Source organism: Lapillicoccus sp. (assembly GCF_039935575.1).
Taxonomy (GTDB): domain Bacteria; phylum Actinomycetota; class Actinomycetes; order Actinomycetales; family Dermatophilaceae; genus Lapillicoccus.
Genome location: NZ_JBDTKA010000078.1, coordinates 1 through 15751 on the forward strand (window position 1 = coordinate 1; position 15751 = coordinate 15751).

Here is a 15751-nt window from a genome sequence, read left to right on the forward strand (position 1 = left end):
GCGTCGAGCTCCACCAACCGGATCCCGCGCACGTGCTGGAGCAGTCGCATCGGACGGTCGCCGACGCCAAGCATCCGCAGCGAGTGGCAGGTCGGGTGATAGGTCACCCGGTGCGGGAAGTAGGCCCCCACGTCCTGCACGCCGAGGACGTCGACGAGGAACTCGCTCAGCTCGTAGGCCCGGGGGCTGGTCCGCTCGACGGCCGCAACCAGGCCGGGGTCGCCCGAGCGTCGGGCCACGATCGAGTGCTGGTGACGGACCGCGCCGGCGCAGGACCCCGATGGGATGACGACCGCGTCGTAGCCCTCGAACGCCTGCACATACTGCCGGACCGCCGGCACCGCCTCGTCGAAGTACCCGGTGTTGACCATCGGCTGGCTGCAACAGGTCTGTCCCGCAGGGAAGTCCACGTCGACACCGAGGCGGCGCAGCAACCGGACGACCGCCTTCCCCGTCTCCGGAACAGCGCGTCGTTGATGCAGGTGAGCATCAGCGCGACCCTCATGAACCGACCCTAACGGCAGCGACCCAGCGGATCCCCGCTTCGACCGCCACCGCCTCGATGACTAGGGGATCATCCACGACAGGAGGGGTGTCGACTGCAGGTAGACGATGACACACATGAAGACGAGGAAAACCAGCGACCAGCTGAGCACCTTCCGGAAGATGTCGCCCTCGCGCCCTCCGAGAGCCACCGCGCCTGCCGCGATGGCCAGGTTCTGGGGAGAGATCATCTTGCCCAGGACGCCTCCCGAGGAGTTGGCGGCGGCCATGAGTACCTCAGGCAGCCCGGTCTGACGGGCGGCTGAGACCTGCAGCGCCCCGAACAGCGAGTTCGACGAGGTGTCCGACCCGGTTACGGCCACCCCGAGCCACCCCAGAATGGGCGACACGATCGCAAACAGCCCACCGGAGCCGGCCAGCCAGGTCCCCAGGGTGGCCGTCTGACCCGAGGCGTTCATCACGTAGGCAAGCGCCAGTACGGCCATGACCGTGACGATGGCGGCGCCGAGCTGCCGATAGGTGTCGACGTATGAGCGCCAGGCCTTCGCGGGCGAGATGCCGATGACCGGGATCGTGATGAGGCCGGCGATGACCATCAGGGTGCCGGCTGCCGACAGGATGTTCAGCTTGAAGGTCGGGATGCTTGACGGCTTGCCGTTGGGGTTCTGCAGGTCGAGTCCCGGCCAGGTGAAGGAGGGGTTGGCCCACTTCGCGTTGAAAAAGTCCTTGATGCCGGGCAGCTGCGTGAGCACGAACAGCGCGACAATGATGAGGTACGGGGCGTAGGCCTTGGCCACGTCGGTGCTGGTGTCGTGGGCGTTCCGGTCGCGCTCGGCCAGGTCGTCGAGTGTGCCGACCCCCTGCCCTACAGGGTGGTCTCCGCCGCCACCGCCGGTGGGGCTGCCGGCCTGGACCCCGCGGTCGGCGGCCGCGGTGATGCGGGTCGAAGACCCCTGTGCCCCAGCGAGGTCCGGCGCGTCGGGGGCCTCGACGTAGCGCCCGGTGGGCTTCCACACCCGCAGCAGCAGCACGACGGAAGCAGCGGCGACGAGCGATGCCACGATGTCGGTCAGGGGTGTGGAGATGAAGTTCGAGGTGACGAACTGGGCTATGGCGAAGACGATCCCGCAGGTGAGGGTCGCCGGAAGGGTCTCGCGCACGCCCTTGCCCTTGTCCAGGATGAAGACGAGCGCCATCGGAACGAAGACGGCCAGGATCGGCGTCTGCCGTCCGACCATCTGCGACAGGCTGTGCTCCGGCAGGCCCGACACGGTCGCCAAGGTCGTGATCGGCACGGCGAGGGCGCCGAAGGCGACCGGTGCCGTGTTGGCGACCAGGGCGACGACGGCGGCCTTGAGTGGCCGCAGGCCGATGGCGATGAGCATGACGCACGTGATCGCGACCGGGGTGCCGAACCCGGCCAGGGCCTCGAGGAGCGCACCGAAGCAGAAGGCGATGATGACCGCCTGGATCCGCTGGTCGTCGCTGACCTTGGCGAAGGAGCGCCGCAGCACGTCGAAGTGACCCGTGACCACCGTCATGTTGTAGACCCAGATGGCGTTGAGCACGATCCACAGGATCGGGAAGAAGCCGAAGGCCGCCCCCTCGGTGCCGGCGAGCAGGGCCTGCGTGGTCGGCATCTGGTAGGCGAGGATGGCCACGAGCAGCGCGACGACCATGGAGACCAGGGCCGCCTTCCACGCCGTCATCCGCAGCACGCCGAGCAGTACGAAGAGCGTGACCAGCGGGATCATGGCGATAAGGGCGGTGAGGAAGAGCGAACCGCCTACCGCGTCGAGCACGGGCTTGTACACTGGACGACCTCCAAGGAGAGGTCCGGCGGTCAGCCGGACGAGGGTAGTGCGGCCGGGATCCCGAGGCTCTCGGGAGACCGGCCCTGGATCGAGGCGTCGAGCACCTCGACGGTGTGCGCGAGGGCAATAGAGCCCCCGGCACGCTGGATCGACGAGGCAACCTGCATGAGGCAGCCGGGGTTGCCCGTGACGAGCAGCTGGGCTCCCGTGGCGAGGACGTTGGCGGCCTTCTGGTCGCCCAGCTCCCGCGCCGGCTCGGGGAAGAGGATGTTGTAGATCCCTGCCGACCCGCAGCAGATCGCGGCATCCGCGATCTCGCGCAGCTCGAGCCCGGGTATGCCGCGAAGGACCTCCCGTGGTTCGGCTCGCACTCCCTGGGCGTGGGCGAGGTGGCACGCGTCGTGGTAGGCGATGGTGACCGGGAGCGGGTGCCGGACGGCGACCGGCGGGGTCCGGGCGAGGAACTCGGTGATGTCGACGACCTGCTCGCCGAAGGCGCGGGCTCGTTCGGCGTACGCGGGGTCGTCGGACAGCAGGTGCACGTAGTCCTTCATCGCCGAGCCACATCCGGCCGAGTTGACGACGACCTGGTCGACGCCGGCCGCGGTGAACTCGTCGATGAGGTCGCGGGACAGCCGGACCGCCTCCTCCTCGCGACCGTTGTGCGAGGACAGCGCCCCGCAGCAGCCCTGGCTACGGGGAGCGACGACGTCGAACCCCTCAGCGGCCAGGACGCGGGCCGTAGCCGCGTTGACTCCGGGGAAGAACTCGCGCTGCACGCAGCCGAGGAGCATACCGACGGTGCCGCGCCGGGTTCCCTGTGCCGAGACCCGTTCCGGAACCGCCTCTGCCTTGCCGAGGTTCGGGGCGAGCGACTCCATCGAGGCGAGCGTCGGCGAGAGCCGGTCGAGGACCCCGGTGCGACGCAGCACCCTGGGTAACCCAGTGAGCTGGTAGAGCCGCAGCGGCCCGCGCATGAGGTGCAGCCGCTTCGGGTACGGAAAGACGGAGAAAATGGCCGCCCGCAGGGCTCGGTCCGCAGGCTTACGGTCGTGGCGGCGCTCGACCTGAGCGCGCGTGTTCTCGATGAGTCGGTCGTACTGCACGCCCGACGGGCACGCCGTCACGCAGGCCATGCATCCGAGGCAGGCATCGAAGTGCCCGACCATGGAGTCGGTGAGCGGCTCGCCGTTCAGTCCCTCGTCCATGAGGTAGATCCGGCCCCGGGGAGAGTCCATCTCTTCGCCCCAGAGGACATAGGTCGGACAGGTCGGCAGGCAGAACCCGCAGTGCACGCAGTCCGCGACGAGCGCCGCGGCCGGCGGCCGGTGCTCGTCGAACGCGCCCTCGCTGCCCGGCGGTGGCTCGTCGACGCGCAGCGGCGCGTCGGTGCCGAGCGTTCCGGTCGTGGCGTTCACGTTGTCGTTGCTGCTCATGCGTCAGATTCCTCCCACGAAACGGCCCGGCGAGAGGAGCCGACCGGGGTCGAACTGCTGCTTGAGACTGCGCATGAGGGTGAGTCCCTCGACCGGCCCCCAGACGTCGACCTGGTCCTTGACCTTCGCTGCAGCCTCGAGGACGACGACCGCCCCTCCGAAGGACCGGGCTCGCCCCCGCAGTGAGCCGACCAGCTCGGGTATTCCCGTCGTCCCGCCTTCGACGGCGACGTAGAGCGAGCCCAGCCCGACGCTGCCGCGCACGTGAACGCGAGTGGCACCGGCAGAGGCTGCCGCGGCAACGGCCTCGAGAACAGTTCCCACGCAGGCAATCTCATGGGTCACCTTGAACAGAGCGGCATCTTCCGGTGGGTCGGCCCAGTTCCCGCCCGGTTCGGCACCCCACCACTGCGGCGGCTCGGCAGTCACCACGGTGCGGGGGCCGAGGAGCGACATTGCCGCCTCGGTGCGGGCGGCAACTCCCGGACCGAACCCTTCCAGGAGGACCGCGAGGTGGGCTTCGCTCGTCGCCGGCTGGTCCAGCTCGACCCCACTCGGCACGAGGTGCGAGTGGACGACGCGTTGGAGGAGGTCGTTCACCTCCTGGGGCGACCCGACGGGAACGGTGACCCACGATCGTGCCACCGGCCGCGGGTGCAGCCGGAAGGCGACCTGGGTGATGACACCCAAAGTGCCGAAGGAGCCGGTGAGAACCTTCCCGATGTCGTAGCCGGCGACGTTCTTGACGACCTTCCCGCCGGACTTGGCGACGACCCCGTCGGCCCGGACCATGGTCGAGCCGATGAGCAGGTCACGGACGGCGCCATGCAGGAACCTCGTGGGTCCGGTGGACGCGGTGGCGACCAGACCGCCAAGGGTCCCCGCTCGCGGTGGGTCTACGGCCAGCCACTGGCCGGCGGCAGCGAGGTCGACCTGGAGGTCGGCGATCCGCCGGCCGGCGCCGGCCACGACGACGAGGTCGCCGGCAGCGTGCTCGACGAGGCCGTCGAGCCGCGTCGTGTCGAGGACCAGGTCACACCGCTCGGGCCGGGCCCCCCAGCGCAGCTTGCTCCCGGTGCCTCGCGGCACGACGGTAATCCCTTCCTGTGAGGCGAACCGCAGGACCGCCGACGTCTGCATCGTGTCTGAGGGGCTGGCTACCCAGCGCACCGGCATACCGTCGACCGAGTCGATCCAGTCCGCGTCCTGCGCGGCGCGCGCGTGCCCACCGGTGATCTCGCTCAGCTGCTCGAGGGCGTCGGTCCTGGTCCGCGCGGTCATCAGAACAGGTCCGCCGCGCCGGCCGCGACCAGCGGGTGCACGCCCTTGTTGCGACCGGGAACCTCACCGCACAGCCGCGGGGTCGGAAAGATCTTGCCCGGGTTCGATATCGAGCCGGGATCGAAGGCGCACCGCAGCAGCTGCATGGTGTCGAGGTCGTCGTCGGTGAACATCCGCGGCATGTACTTGGCCTTGTCGGAACCGACGCCGTGCTCCCCGGTGATCGAGCCGCCGTACTCGATGCACAGGTCGATGATGGCGCCCGAGACCTCCTCGGCGCGCTCGGCCTCCCCCGGCACTGCGTCGTCGAACAGGACGAGCGGGTGCAGGTTGCCGTCGCCGGCGTGGAAGACGTTCGCGACCCGGACCCCGTGCTCCGCAGAGATCGAGCCGATCCGGCGCAGCACCTCCGGAAGGGCGGTCCGGGGGACGACCCCGTCCTGGACGATGTAGTCGGGGCTGATCCGCCCGACGGCGGCGAAGGCAGACTTGCGGCCTTTCCAGAACAGCGCCCGTTGCGTGTCGTCCTCAGCGATCCGGATCTCGAAAGCGCCTGCGGCAGTGCAGAACTGGGTGACCTGCTCAAACTGGTGCTCCACCTCGGCGGCGGAGCCGTCGAGCTCGACGATGAGCACTGCACCGGCTCCCTCGGGGTAGCCGCACTGCACCGCGGCCTCGGCCGCCTCGATGGCCAGGGCATCCATCATCTCGATGGCCGCGGGAATGACTCCGGCGCCGATGATCGTCGAGACCGCCTGCCCGGCGGCGTCGGTGTCCTCGAACGCGGCGAGGAGCGTGCTCACCGCCTCGGGGGTGTTCGTCAGCCGCACGGTGATCTCGGTGACGACGCCGAGCGTGCCTTCCGAGCCGACGACGGCTCCGAGCAGGTCGTACCCCGGGGCGTCGACGGCTTTGCCGCCGATCCGGACGAGCTCTCCGGTCGGGGTCACCATCTGGACCCCGGTCACGTGTCCCGTCGTGAAGCCGTACTTGAGGCAGTGCGCCCCGCCGGAGTTTTCCGCGAGGTTGCCCCCGATCGAGCAGATCTGCTGGCTGGAGGGGTCCGGCGCGAAGTAGTAGCCCAGCGGCTGGGCCTGCCTCGTGAGCTGGAGATTGACGACCCCGGGCTCGACGACGGCGCGCTGGTTGGCCCGGTCAAGCTGCAGAATCGAGCGCATCCGGGCCAGGACGATGAGCACCCCCTCGGCGTGCGGGAGGGCCCCGCCCGAGAGACCCGTGCCCGAGCCACGTGCGACGAACGGGACGCTGTGGCGCGAGCAGGACGCGACGACCGCGGCAACCTGCTCCGCGCTCTCCGGGAGGACGACCAGGCCCGGGGTGACCTTGTACTGCGCCAGGCCGTCGCACTCGTAGGTGCGCAACCGCTGCCGGTCGGTGATGACGGCGGCCGCGGGCAGCACCGACGCGATGTCGGCCGCGACGCGCGACACGAGGGGCGTGCCATCCGTGGAGTCCCCGCCAGCCCCGCGTCCGGCCTCCGAGCGGTCACTGTTTTTGCGGTTCTTGGTTCGCCCGCCTGCCGGTGTCACCATGCGCCGATCTCCTGTGATCGAGAGAGCAAATTCCACTATACGAAAATTATCTTCCGCAACGATGGTTGCATGCCGTGCACTTTAAGGACCATGCCCTCGGGCCTGCCGCGGGTCAGCCGGCGACGGCGGAGGCGAGGTTGCCCAACGAGTCCTCGAGCTGAGACTCGGAGACTAGCGGGAAGTGCACCTTTTGTAGCAGGGCCTTGTCAGTGACCGCGGCCCAGTCATAGGTGAGGGTGACCTCGGTCGAGTCCGGTCCGTCGGCCTTGAGCTCCCAGACCCACTCCCACCCGGGAGGCTCGGTGCCGGCCGGTGCCGTCTTCCACGCAACCAGGGTGTTCTTGTCGTACCCGACCACGTGGTTGTCGGTCTGGTAGTCGCCGCCCATGTGGTCACCGGTCATGTTCATGGTGAACACCTGCCCGACGGCGGTGATCCGGTTGGTGTGGTCGTCGGACACGATGAATCCAGACCCGTCGATCTCCTTGTGCCGGGACGGCAGGGTCAGCACGTCGAAGATCTCGGGAGCCGGTGAGTCGAAGGTGCGCGAGACGGTGATCCGGGTGTCGGTCGTGTGGTGTTCGGTAGCCATCGTTCGATCGTGTCGCGGCTCGAGGCGGAGCGCAAACCGACGAGCAGGTCCAGGGCCGGTCAGGGGTCGGCCAGGGGTCGGTCAGGGTCGGTCACTGACGAACCGGAGTACGAGCGGAGAGGGAACCGCGTAGATTGTGGACTCGTCCGGTGGAGGGGCCGGTAAGCCGTGCCCCTGCTCGGGAGGGACACGCCGCGTGAGCGAACCGATGAGCGCCCATCGATGGGAGAACCTGCACATGACCGACCAGCCTGCAGCCGCGGGAGCAGCAGCGGCGCCCCCGTCCGCCCAGTCGGCCGAGGCCGTGCAGCCGCTCGCTCCGCCTATGGCGTCCGTGCTCACCCTGGAACCGCCGGTCGCGGTCCAGGCGGTCAACGCGACGGCAGCGCCCAAGATGGCCCCCCAGGTGCCGGCGGCTGCGATCCCTGGTCTGGATGCGAAGGTCAACGGCTATCTTCAGGCGCTGTTGACGGCCCAGGCCAAGTCCCCGCAGTTCGACGCCAAGGCGACCGACGTGCGGACCATGGGCGACGACGACATCCGCCGGGCCGCCGAGTCGAGCAACCGTCTGCTGCGCTCGCCCGTCAAGGCGCTCAAGGACGGCGGCCTCAGCGAGGGAGGCAAGGTCGGCAAGACCCTGCTTGACCTGCGGCGCACCGTCGAGGACCTGGACCCGTCGCAGGCGAAGGGCGCCAAGAAGGTACTCGGGATGATCCCGTTCGGCGACCGGATCACCGACTACTTCCGCAAATACCAGTCGGCACAGTCCCACCTCGACGGGATCCTGCACTCGTTGCGCGACGGCCAGGACGAGCTGCAGAAGGACAACACCGCGCTCAACATGGAGAAGCAGAACCTCTGGGACTCCATGGGCCGGCTCAACCAGTACGTCTACATCGCGGAGCGCCTCGACGCCCGGCTGACGGCCGAGATAGCGACCCTGGAGGCCACCGACCCCGAGAAGGCGACGGCGCTCAAGCAGGACGTGTTGTTCTACGTCCGGCAGAAGCACCAAGACCTGCTCACCCAGCTCGCCGTCTCGATCCAGAACTACCTCGCCATCGACATCACCATCAAGAACAACATCGAGCTGATCAAGGGTGTCGACCGTGCCTCCACGACGACGGTCTCGGCGCTGCGCACGGCTGTGATCGTGGCGCAGGCCCTCGGCAACCAGAAGCTCGTACTCGACCAGATCACCGCTCTCAACACGACGACGAGCAACCTGATCCAGTCGACCTCGGAGATGCTGCGCGACAACTCGGTCAAGATCCAGGAGCAGGCAGCCTCGGCGACGATCGGGCTGCCGCAGCTGCAGGCGGCGTTCCAGAACATCTACCAGACCATGGACGCGATCGACACCTACAAGGTCCAGGCCCTGGATGCGATGTCGGCGACGATCGGCACCCTCGAGACCGAGGTGGCCAAGTCGCAGGCCTATCTCGACCGGGCGAACCGGCAGAACACCCAGGTCATGGCCGGGTCACTCGACCTCGGTCGCTGACCACCCACTCGACCAGCCAGCCCCAGCCGACCGCCCGACGCCAGACCACCCTACCCACGGGTACCAGCACCGGCACCCGCGCGACACCACCGACAGCACGAACAGGACAATGGAGCGATGGGCATCGGCGCGTGGTTTGGCTTCGGGACCAGGCAGGCTGTCCCCGACCCTGCCCCCACGCACCACGTCCCGACCAGCCAGGACCTGCTGGACGCGGTGGACAGGGTCGAGCAGCAGGCCCGGGACGGCAAGGCGCCGGCCATGGTCCGGTCCCGGCTGGGGCGGGTCGCCCGCACGGTCCGCGACACCGTGCCCCGGCTCGAGACCCTCGGACAGGGCAGCCCGCAGGCATACAACGTGATGGCGACCGCGACCAACTACCTTCCGGACGCCATCGGCGGCTACCTCCGACTGCCCCGCCAGTGGGCCGACTCCCGGCCGGTCGACCGGGGCAAGACGCCGCTGATGATCCTCATCGACCAGCTGGACCTGCTCGGCGCGACGATGGACAAGGTGTTCGACGCCGTGTGCCGCGCCGACGCCGAGGCGTTGGTGGTGCACGGCCGGTTCCTTCAGGAGAAGTTCGGCAGCGTCGCCGGCGGCGGTGACCTGCGGATCGGCTCGACGCCCCTGCCACCACAGCCCGGTGCGGACGGCGCGTCCGACCTGCCGTCACCGCTCACTCCCCCGCCGGGGCGGAACCCTTCGTGACGGCGCTCGAGAAGGCCCTCGACGATCTGGCCGCCGTCGCGAAGCGGCTCGGCGTCGACGCGCACGAGGCGCGTCGTGAGGGCGTGTCCCTCGCCGCGACCGTGGCCGAGCCTGCCCAGCCCACCTACCGCGCGGCCCAGGACTGGGCACGAGCAACCGGGATGGCCAACGCAGACGACATCGCAGCCGCCAACGCGGCGTTCATGAACTCGGCGTCGTCGGGCCGCAGATGGCGGGCCAGCCCCACGACCCTCGTCACCCACCTGCGCTCGACCGGCACCGGAGCAGGAGAGTATGCCGACGCGCTCGCCGCGGTCGTCGAGGCTGCCGCCACGCTGGCCGGCTCCAACGCAGCAGTGACCCAGAACGTCCTCGGCACCTCGCAGGCCCAGCGGCTGGGCGCGGGGGCGCCATTGGACCCCGGCTCCTTCGCTGGCTCCGGCGGCCTCGCACCGGGAGGCGTATCACCGGCCTACGACCCGTCGCTCAGCCCGTTGCGTGACCCGCGGATCCAGGAGTCCCTGCGGCTGATCGGGGCGCTCGGTTCGGCCAACGGGGCCGCGGGCGGGCCGCTCGAGCCGGGGACCCCCGTTGGTCCGAAGTCGGCCCCGCCCGCAGCTCCCGAGCAGCCTGCTGGTCCGGCCCCAGCCCCGCAGGCCGGCACCCAGGCGGACACCGCCACCAGTACCGCGGCCGCAGCAGCGCCCGCCGAGCCCCCCCGCAGCGTCGAGGAGCTGTTGGGCGATCTCGACGCGATGATCGGGCTGGGTCAGGTCAAGCGGGAGGTCCACCAGCAGGTCGCGATGCTCAAGGTCGAGCAGAAGCGCAAGGCTGCTGGGATGCGCAACCCCGACGTGACCCGGCATCTGGTGTTCGTCGGCAACCCGGGCACCGGCAAGACAACCGTGGCCCGGATGGTGTCGGGCATCTACCAGGCCCTCGGCCTGCTGACCGGCGGCCAGCTGGTGGAGGTCGACCGGTCCGAGCTGGTCGCGGGCTACCTCGGCCAGACCGCGATGAAGACGGTCGAGGTCTGCGGCAAGGCCGCGGGTGGGGTGCTGTTCATCGACGAGGCCTACTCCCTCGGCGGCGACCAGTACGGCAACGAGGCGATCAACACGCTGGTCAAGGAGATGGAGGACCGGCGTGACGACCTGGTCGTCATCGTGGCGGGTTACACCGAGCCGATGGTGGCGTTCATCGGCGCGAACCCCGGCCTGGCCAGCCGGTTCAAGACCACCGTTGAGTTCGACGACTACTCCGACGACGAGCTGGTCGCAATCCTGCGCAAGCTCGCTGGGGCTGCCGACTACGACGTGTCCCGCGAGACCGAGATGACCTTCCGCGGGATCCTCGCCGGCACCGCCCGAACGCAGGCGTTCGGCAACGGCCGGTTCGCCCGCAACCTGCTGGAGGAGGCCATCGGTCGACACGCCTGGCGGCTGCAGGACGTCGACGAACCCACCGTCGACCAGCTGCGCGCCCTGCTCCCCGAGGACTTCCGTGCCTCCAGCGACGATCCCGCACCGGACCCGGTCAGCGAAGTCGGCAGCCAGGCCGACGGAGCCGCGGAGACGTCACGGGAACCCCAGCACACCCCGCACTCGTCGGAAGAGGCAGGCGCGCTCGACGACGACCCCGAGCCAGCCGTGACACCCGAGACCTCGCGAGGAGGAGCGACATGACCCAGGCTCCCCTCGCGCGTTCCAGCGCGCCCCGCTCTTCCGGTCAGGTCGCCCGGGGCGCTCCACCCCCGCTTCGCGGCACGGTGGTGCAGCCCGGTGTGGAAGCTGCCCCGCCACCTGGTGCACGGGTCAGCGACGTGGCCAAGTCCGCGTTCGAGGGCACCCAGGGTCGGATGCGGATCTTCGGAGTCGTCGCCGCCCTGTTCGCGGCGTTCTTCGGAGTCATCGGAGGAGGCTCGCTCTGGTCGGCTGCGAGTGCTCTGCAAAGATCGGACCACAACACGGCGCAGGTCGTGAGGGTGCTCGGAATCTACGCCGACCTGCTCGAAGCAGACGCCGACGCGACGTCAGCGTTCCTCGTGGGGGGCCTGGAGAGCCCGCAGCAACGCGCCGACTACGACGCCAGCCTCGGCCGGGTGGCGACGAACATCGCCGTGGCAGCGCAGGAGCAGCCGGCCGATGGTGAAGCTCTGGGTGCCCTCAACCAGCAGGTCCAGACCTATGCCGCCAACGTCGAGCAGGCCCGTGCATACAACCGGCAGGGGCTGCCGGTCGGGGCGACCTACCTCAGCAACGCCAGTGCGTCACTGCGTTCGTCGGCACTGCCGATCCTCGACCGCCTCATCGCGGCCAACAAGGAGCGGGCGGCCACCGAGTTCGCCTCGGCCAGCCGCGCGGCGGGCCTGGTGGCCGTGGGGCTCATCAGCCTCGTCGCCCTGGCTTTCGTCATGGTCTGGCTGGCCAGGCGCACCCACCGCTACCTCAACGTGCCGCTGGCGGTCGGGGCGGTCCTCGTCCTCGCGGCTCTCCTGCTGGGGTCGCTGACCTTGAGGTCGGTCGGCAGCCAGGTCCAGACCGCACAGAACGGCGACTTCGCTTCGACCGTGGCCCTGGCAACGGCCCGCTCGGCTGCGTTCGACGCCAAGTCAAACGAGAGCCTGACCCTCATCGCCCGCGGCTCGGGCCAGCAGTACGAGAAGGCGTGGCAGACCAAGTCAGCCAGCGTGACGTCCCAGATCGGCCGCGCGAGCGGCCAACCGTGGGCCGGCCTGCAGAACGCCTGGTCGGCGTACACCACGGCTCACCAGGCGATCCGCAAGCTGGACGACTCGGGCCAGTGGGACCAGGCCGTCGCGGCCGCCGGATCGAGCGAGGCCACCTCGGCCAACACGACGTTCGCCGCGTTCGACACCCAGGTCACGACCGCGCTGTCGACGGCAAAGGCGAACACCGAGGCGGCCCTGTTGGCACCGGTCACCTGGGCCAACATCGCCGGATGGGTGCTGCTCGTCCTCTGCCTGGCGGCAGCCCTGCTCGCCATCCGCGGCGTCGGCCAGCGCGCGGAGGAGTACCGGTGACGCGGCTCGGCTCCCGCCTGGCCGTCGTTCCCGCGTTGGTGGGAGCGGGCCTGTTGGCTGCCTGCAGCACGGCCGGGTATGCGCAGACTCCCCTCCCGACGACCACGTCGACGACGGCCGCCCAGGGTTCGACGGCCACGGCAGCACCCGCGAGCTGTAACAACGCCACCCAGTCCTACAACCCCGTTGCGGCGCTGCCGGCCTCGGGGGCGCTCACCGGCAAGCTAGCCGCGATCCGCGATCGCGGCCTCCTCGTCGCCGGGGTGTCGGCAGACTCGCTGAAGCTCGCGTCGCGCAACCCGTTGACCAACCAGATCGAGGGTTTCGACATCGACGTCGTGCACGCGATCGCCAAGGCGATCTTCGGGGACGCGAACAAGGTCCAGCTCACCGTCATCCAGTCCGGCGACCGGATTCCGTTGCTGCAGAACAACACGGTCGACATCGTTGTGCGCAACATGACGATGACCTGTGACCGGTGGACCCAGATCGCGTTCTCGTCGGAGTACTACCAGTCGGGCCTGAAGATCCTGGTCCAGAGGGGGTCGAAGGTCACCTCCCTCGAAGGGCTCGCCGGCAAGAAGGTCTGCGCACCGAACAGCACCTCCAGCATGGACAAGGTCAAGGCGACCGCCGGGGTCGAGGCGGTCGGGGCGGCGACGCATACCGGCTGTCTTGTGCTCTTCCAGCAGGGCAAGGTGGACGCGATCGCCGGCGACGACACCGTGCTGGCCGGGCTCGCCGCACAGGACCCGTATGCGTACGTGCCCACGATCGCACCGCTGACCTCGGAGCCCTACGGGGTCGGGGTCAACAAGGACCAGGTCGACTTCGTTCGCTACATCAACAGGGTGCTCGACACCTACAAGGCCGACGGAGCATGGAAGACCAGCTACGACAAGTGGTTTGCCTCGACCCTCGGGGCAGACGCCTTGCCGCCCCAGGCCGTCTACGGACGGGGCTGAGGTCGGCGTGTCCCTCGACCTGACTCCCCCCACGCCGCCCTCGACCGGTGGCGCCCTCGAGGCGCCCGGACGGCTCGGCGGCACCGTGACGCCGCAGGAGGCCTTCGCCTTCCTGCGGGACCTCGGCGTGTGGCGGGACAGACGCAAGGACGAGCTCGACGGGCTCGACTCGGCCGCCCTCGCCTCGAGCGAGCGGGACTCGTTCAGCCGCGACATGCTCGTCTCGATGGCACTCTGGAAGGCCATCTCCGACCGCTACGACCTGCTCGAGGTGACGTTCGACAACGGCCGCGTCGGGCGCAAAGAGGCGGAACGGATCTCGGCTCTGATCTGGGGGCGGCTCGACGTGGCTCCCGACTCGGCCGCCGGCTCGCTCGCCCCCTCGACCTCGGGAGCTCTCGCCCTGTCGCTCCCCGAGGCCTGCCGGCTGTCGGACGCGATGACATCGTCGTTGCGCGCCCGACTCTCCCTCGAACCCTCGGGAGCCGAGGTCGGCACTCGCCTGCGGTCCGTGCGCGAGACCGTCGAGCGGATCCGCGACCAGATCGGGGTGGTGCCGGTGGGTGCACCCCGGGAACAGGCCCGCGACCTCCTGCACGAGCTGGACCGACGCCTCGCGGACGTCACCGAACGGGCCAAGCGCGGCGCGGACGTCGGCGGCCTGCTGGCCCCCCTCGAGTACGACGCCTCTACCCGTGAGCGCGACCTGATCGTCAGTGCGGGACGCCGCCTCGACGCCGCCCGTGACGCCGTCCGCGCCCAGCACCAGCGCGAGGAGCTCTCGGCCCGGGGGGCCGCCATCCGGCTGCTCGAGGCGCAGTGCGTCGCTGCAGTGACACCCGCCCCCCGGCTGGCGATCCCCGACGTCACCGCGCTGGGAGCGGTGCCCACGGACCCCGAGGCCCTGGAGCGTTACCTGCACCGCCTCGACGCGGTCTCGCGAGCGCTCACCGCGGCCCAGAAGGCGTATGCCGACGCGCTGGCCGAGCGAGAAGAGCTGCGCGGGCTGACAGGGGCCTACCAGGCACAGGCCCGGGCCAGCGCGGTCCCCGTCGCCGGGCGACCGGACCTCGACGACCTCGGATCCCGGTTGGACGCGTGCCTCGCCGGCGTCCCAGCCGACCTGGGACGGGCCCGGGCGCTGCTCGCGGCATACCAGGCCTATCTTCGGGTGGCCACCGCTGCGACGAAACCGGGAGGCAGCCGATGACCACAACGACCTCAGCCCCCGCCTGCACCGAGCCCGGCTGCACCGGGCACGTCGTCGACGGCTACTGCGACGTCTGCGGGACGCCTGCCTCCGCATCAGCCACCGCAACGGGTGCGAGCGCGGCGTCCCCCATCGTGACGGCGTCTGGGGCCTGCACCCAGCCCGGCTGCACCGGCACGATCGTCGACGGGTACTGCGACGTGTGCGGCAGTCCGGGGGAAGGCGGGACAGCGAGTGGCGTGCCGGGAGGCACCGTCGAGGTGGGCGAGCCGTCGACGCGTGCCAAGGCCAGAGCCAGCAACCCCAACGGCGACCCCAACGGCGACCCCAACGGCGACTCGGACGACGGCAGCGGTTTACCGCCCGCCGTCCAGCAGCAGGTCAGCTCCTCGATCCCCAACGGAACTGCGTGCAACCAGCCCGGCTGCCAGGGCCACCTCGTCGACGGCTACTGCGACCAGTGCGGCGCCTCTGGCGAGTCCACCGAACCCCTCTCTGCGGCAACGGTTCCCGCGGGGGTGTCTTCGTCGCCGTCGACGATGTCGCGGGCGAGCAACCGCTTGACCTCGACCGCGCTGGGCTCGGCGCGGGCCGGTCAGCCGGGCAGCAAGACCACTCGCCGGGTCCGCAGCGACTCGCAGCGGCTGCGGGCCGCCCGGCTGGGTGCCGGCCTCACCACGATCCCGCCGACCCCGGCCATCGACGCCCTCAAGGCGATCATGTCCGACCCGGTGGTCCCCGAGGACAAACGGTTCTGCTCCAACTGCGGAAGCCCCGTCGGCCGGGGCAAGGACGGCAAAGCCGGTCGTACGACCGGGTTCTGCGCCAAGTGCCGCCAAGCGTTCTCGTTCAACCCCAAGCTCGCTGCCGGCGACCTCGTCGCGGGCCAGTACGAGGTGGCCGGCTGCCTCGCCCACGGCGGCCTGGGCTGGATCTACCTCGCGCGCGACAAGAACGTGTCCAACCGCTGGGTGGTCCTCAAGGGCCTGCTCAACTCGGGTGACCCCGACGCGCTGGCAGCGGCCATCGCCGAGCAGCGGTTCCTCGCGCAGGTCTCGCACCCGCACATCGTCGAGATCTACAACTTCGTCACCCACGACAACGCCGGCTACATCGTCATGGAGTACGTCGGCGGCAC

Annotated in this window: 13 protein-coding genes; 7 read left to right on the forward strand and 6 right to left on the reverse strand. The window is 69.9% G+C overall.

Annotation, left to right across the window (positions count from 1 at the left end; all coding sequences use genetic code 11):
* The 6 genes from ABI385_RS09550 to ABI385_RS09575 form a co-directional block, all read right to left on the reverse strand.
* Nucleotides 1–434: (Fe-S)-binding protein (locus ABI385_RS09550; RefSeq protein WP_348103516.1), on the reverse strand; the 434-nt coding region annotated here is incomplete at its 3' end.
* 132 nt (nucleotides 435–566) lie between these two features.
* On the reverse strand, nucleotides 567–2318 hold the full coding sequence (locus tag ABI385_RS09555; protein ID WP_348103517.1) for an L-lactate permease: 1752 nt from the start codon (nucleotides 2316–2318) through the stop codon (nucleotides 567–569).
* 29 nt (nucleotides 2319–2347) lie between these two features.
* Nucleotides 2348–3754: a heterodisulfide reductase-related iron-sulfur binding cluster gene (locus ABI385_RS09560; protein WP_348103518.1), complete on the reverse strand. Its 1407-nt coding sequence runs from the start codon at nucleotides 3752–3754 to the stop codon at nucleotides 2348–2350.
* Between the two features lie 3 nt (nucleotides 3755–3757).
* The gene (locus ABI385_RS09565) at nucleotides 3758–5035 is read right to left on the reverse strand and encodes an FAD-binding oxidoreductase (RefSeq protein WP_348103519.1); all 1278 of its coding nucleotides are present in this window, start codon (nucleotides 5033–5035) and stop codon (nucleotides 3758–3760) included.
* Nucleotides 5035–6588: an FAD-linked oxidase C-terminal domain-containing protein gene (locus tag ABI385_RS09570; RefSeq protein ID WP_348103520.1), complete on the reverse strand. Its 1554-nt coding sequence runs from the start codon at nucleotides 6586–6588 to the stop codon at nucleotides 5035–5037. Before ABI385_RS09570 ends, ABI385_RS09565 begins: the two co-directional genes overlap by 1 nt.
* 112 nt (nucleotides 6589–6700) lie before the next feature.
* The gene (locus ABI385_RS09575) at nucleotides 6701–7180 is read right to left on the reverse strand and encodes an SRPBCC family protein (protein WP_348103521.1); all 480 of its coding nucleotides are present in this window, start codon (nucleotides 7178–7180) and stop codon (nucleotides 6701–6703) included.
* 325 nt (nucleotides 7181–7505) lie between these two features.
* Here ABI385_RS09575 and ABI385_RS09580 point away from each other — a divergent pair, with 325 nt between their 5' ends.
* From ABI385_RS09580 to ABI385_RS09610, 7 genes are all read left to right on the forward strand, one after another.
* Complete coding sequence (locus ABI385_RS09580) at nucleotides 7506–8684, forward strand: toxic anion resistance protein (protein WP_348103528.1); 1179 nt, start codon at nucleotides 7506–7508, stop codon at nucleotides 8682–8684.
* 117 nt (nucleotides 8685–8801) lie between these two features.
* Entirely contained in the window at nucleotides 8802–9395 is a 594-nt protein-coding gene (locus tag ABI385_RS09585) for a hypothetical protein (protein ID WP_348103522.1), read from the forward strand.
* Nucleotides 9392–11080, forward strand: a complete 1689-nt coding sequence (locus ABI385_RS09590; RefSeq protein WP_348103523.1) for an AAA family ATPase — start codon at nucleotides 9392–9394, stop codon at nucleotides 11078–11080. Before ABI385_RS09585 ends, ABI385_RS09590 begins: the two co-directional genes overlap by 4 nt.
* A complete protein-coding gene (locus tag ABI385_RS09595) occupies nucleotides 11077–12438 on the forward strand; it encodes a hypothetical protein (protein ID WP_348103524.1) in 1362 nt (453 codons plus the stop codon). The genes ABI385_RS09590 and ABI385_RS09595 overlap by 4 nt, the downstream gene beginning before the upstream one ends.
* Entirely contained in the window at nucleotides 12435–13403 is a 969-nt protein-coding gene (locus ABI385_RS09600; protein ID WP_348103525.1) for a glutamate ABC transporter substrate-binding protein, read from the forward strand. The genes ABI385_RS09595 and ABI385_RS09600 overlap by 4 nt, the downstream gene beginning before the upstream one ends.
* Nucleotides 13404–13410: 7 nt before the next feature.
* On the forward strand, nucleotides 13411–14613 hold the full coding sequence (locus ABI385_RS09605) for a hypothetical protein (RefSeq protein WP_348103526.1): 1203 nt from the start codon (nucleotides 13411–13413) through the stop codon (nucleotides 14611–14613).
* A partial coding sequence (locus ABI385_RS09610; protein WP_348103527.1) for a serine/threonine protein kinase occupies nucleotides 14610–15751 on the forward strand: 1142 nt, incomplete at its 3' end. The genes ABI385_RS09605 and ABI385_RS09610, both read left to right, overlap by 4 nt.